1 pseudogene is annotated in these 571 nt (G+C 34.5%); it reads left to right on the forward strand.

The annotated features are described in order from the left end of the window. Positions 1 to 93: 93 nt before the first annotated feature. Positions 94 to 571 (forward strand): annotated as a pseudogene (locus tag A7A69_RS11650) (adenylate/guanylate cyclase domain-containing protein); the annotation flags it as partial.

The following is a 571-nucleotide window of genomic DNA, read 5'->3' on the forward strand; positions in this document are numbered from 1 at the left end:
CAGGGTGATATGCCATTCGATTTGCATATGAACTAAGTCTGTGTTGAACCACATAGGGATTTATGTAGTTTAAGTTAAAGATCGGAGAGTAGTGTGCCATTAGATAGGCTGGTCGATAGAGAACCGCGTCAGTTTGCTTATTTTCATCGTATGATGGGATATTTCATACTGTCACTGATAGAGGTTATTTATTCTTTTACCTCGCCTGATGCTAACTATCAGCTCTATATTCCAGTTTTTCTTGTTTTTATTTTATTTATAACTCTACAATTAGATCGCTGGTTATAATACAAATTTGATAAGAATGTATCCAGAAATATTTTTTTTGTGATAGATAGTATTGTCGTTGCAGTCTCATTGGCTGGTGTGCATTTAAGTTTGGTTTTAACCTTTACCACTTTATTTGCCTTATTATATAGCGCAATAAATAGCAAAATTTCTTTTATGGCTGCCTCGTTGTCAGGCATGATTGGGATTAGTGTTTTTTATGCCAGTACAATTTTTATTTTTGGTTTTCAGGACTATTTTGAGCCAACAAGTCAGGAACTTACGGTCATTAGCTTAATTTGCC

The sequence above is a fragment of the Acinetobacter guerrae genome (assembly GCF_009372255.1).
GTDB classification, from domain to species: Bacteria; Pseudomonadota; Gammaproteobacteria; order Pseudomonadales; family Moraxellaceae; genus Acinetobacter; species Acinetobacter guerrae.